Origin of the sequence: Enterobacter sp. ZOR0014 (assembly GCF_000798855.1) — a bacterium.
GTDB lineage: Bacteria > Pseudomonadota > Gammaproteobacteria > Enterobacterales > Enterobacteriaceae > Enterobacter > Enterobacter kobei.
In genome coordinates this window covers 1-2,466 of record NZ_JTLF01000012.1, presented here as the reverse complement: position 1 = coordinate 2,466, position 2,466 = coordinate 1, and the positions used below count along the sequence as shown (strand labels likewise).

Below are 2,466 nucleotides of genomic sequence, written 5' to 3'. Positions count from 1 at the left end.
AATGTTACGCACCCGCCGAAAATCGGCTTCGTCTCCCTCGGCTGCCTAAAGGGCGAAAATAATACGTTGCTGCCTTTGCTCTAAACCGCGGTAGTTCTGACCCTGACGCAAAAACGCCGGGATAAAAACCCGGCGCTTTTAATCAACATTTAATGCTTAGTGTCACAGGCTCATTTCTCAAGAAAGCCCGGTTTAACATTGGCTTTGCGCCATCCTTAGACCTCTTGAACAACTTCCTTTAGGACTATCTTCGCGGTCATCTCGGGGATAAAAGATGATGTCAGAGCCGTCAGGATGTTGGGTCAGGCGCTTAAACTCCAGTATGTTTTTGATATCTATACATTTTGAAGTATCCGCAACATTTAAGAGTGAACGAACAAACTCCAAGAATTCACTTTCTGTGTAGCCACGAAATGACCGCTTCAAGATATTTCCCCGCCAGCGATTTGCACGATAACGTCTTTAGAATAGAATTTTTCGCCGAGTAAATTTTCTAAATCCAATGCCTGTTTTTGGTTAACATTGAACCCTGCGATGCCTTTGACAAATGCCTCTTCGTCATCCGGCCCCCACCCCATAACAGCAGCAACTCCTTTCAGTTTGCTCTTAGGGATCTCAACCTCTAAAACCAATTCTTCGCTTTGTTTATCAAAAATTTCCACAGAATAGATTACCATCACTTTTCTACCTTTCTGGTTGGATCTGCTGGCTTGGTTTGCTCACCTGTTATGTGATTGAACTCGCCTAAATGGTTGCGGCCCGAACGGTCATAAACTTCGACTGTGCCATGTTGAGAATCCCATTCATAAATTTTACCTTTGGCATCTTTCCATCTTGCCCGAAGTTGTCCGCCACCTTGAATAGCTGTCTTACGTGGTGCTCTTTTCGCATCAGGGAATGCTGGTAATGGTGGGGTCCCTTTTGGTGCAGTGTGGTATTTGTGATCCGCATTCAGATAGACGTAAATCGGATCAAAGGTCCCTGCTGGATGCACCAGAATATAATCCCGGAATGAACGTTCTCCCGGTGCTGGGGTAACTGTTGACCACGGGCTGTTGATTTCACTTTCCGGGTAAACCAGTACATTCGGAGGAATATAGACGTTGTCCTGGCTGCCAGTATTGGTCGGGGAAGAATATCCCGGATCGTCAGGAGTCCAAACGACTATCGGCTTATCTGCGCCATCCTCCCAGAACTCATAGTTCCCGGTGGTGGTGTTCTTCTGAAGCATGCGCACTGGCACTCGGTCCTGTCCGCCTCCGGCGCTGACATGGAAGCCTTTCGGACTCATGGAGCCAAACTGGTCAGCTTCCCAGCGAAAGCGAATACGGGTCGGAACATCTTCTTTATTCCGTGCGGCCTGCTCAAGGCGCATTTTATTAATGTAGTCCTGTTCGCCACTGTTGAGCTTTGGCGAGTAGAACATGCCAAACAGAAAAACGGTTGGAGGACTCGGGGCTATCCAGCGACCAGCCGTCGAAAGATTTCCTCCAATTTTCTGCACTGCTGCGTATCCGGCCTCAATTGCTGCATCAGTGGCGATCCCTGCTGTAGTCGTGGCCCTTGCTGTTGCCATACCTGCAGTCGCAGACGCTTTGGGGGCATCCGAGGAACTGAAAAGGCGCTTATACCACGCGCGGTTATCTTCTGGTGGTGGAGTCGGTTCGGCTGGTTTGAGTTTCTTTGCAGCCTGCGCGTGTTGGACGGGTTCCGATTCTGTTTGTTCCGGTTGAGGACTCGCCCGGAAATAGCCTGCATAACCGAAATTATCAACTGATTCCTGATCTGTTCCTGCGTCGGTACAACCTTCGCCTCGCTGACGAGATTTAGCGTAAACAGGAGTAATCGTGGAAACAGAAGACTTAGCTAGTTCCTGCAAGACACTGGTTAAGCCTGAATGGACGTTTGAAGCAGATTGGGACCCTGCTCCACCAGTGAAAAAGTTGGAAGAGGCAAATACATAATTATCAGGACACTTGCATAGAACCTTATCGCAGTGCGCAACATGACATTTTGCGCCAGGATTCAGCCAGCCACTTGCACTCCCCTGTATCGGAAAACTCCCTTTGCATTGGTTGCAAAATGCTTTATCCCCATCCAGTACCAGATGGTCTACACCATCAATACACCCAGATGTTGCTGACACTATCTTCCCGTATGAAGTCTTATCCCCCATTTTGGCCAGCCGTTTTGTCATAAGTCACTCTACTTATTATAAAAAACACTCCTCTCGGTCATTTTACAAGCAATAACCATACGTTCAACAAGTATTTGTTCTAAGCAAAACATCGTTTCTTAACCAGAAAAATCGATTGGCACCGAAAACCTGCATCGAGCGCAATTCTTCAGTACAAATTTCCCCCCAACCTCTGTAGAATCCCTGCCTGACCATTCCAAAAATCGAACAATTTTTAACCTATGAGCAATGTTACGCACCCGCCGAAAATCGGCTTCGTCTCCCTCGGC

The 2,466-nt window shown here is 47.8% G+C and carries 3 protein-coding genes; all 3 read right to left on the bottom strand.

What is annotated here, in order from left to right:
• Positions 1-192: 192 nt before the first annotated feature.
• From L977_RS23435 to L977_RS00365, 3 genes are read right to left on the bottom strand one after another with little or no spacing between them, the layout of a single operon-like run.
• Entirely contained in the window at positions 193-387 is a 195-nt protein-coding gene (locus tag L977_RS23435; RefSeq protein ID WP_331422073.1) for a bacteriocin immunity protein, read from the bottom strand.
• Positions 388-422: 35 nt separating this feature from the next.
• Positions 423-677, bottom strand: a complete 255-nt coding sequence (locus L977_RS00370; protein WP_047624238.1) for a DUF7683 domain-containing protein — start codon at positions 675-677, stop codon at positions 423-425.
• A complete protein-coding gene (locus L977_RS00365) occupies positions 677-2,197 on the bottom strand; it encodes an S-type pyocin domain-containing protein (RefSeq protein WP_052192595.1) in 1,521 nt (506 codons plus the stop codon). The genes L977_RS00370 and L977_RS00365 overlap by 1 nt, the downstream gene beginning before the upstream one ends.
• Positions 2,198-2,466: the final 269 nt, after the last annotated feature.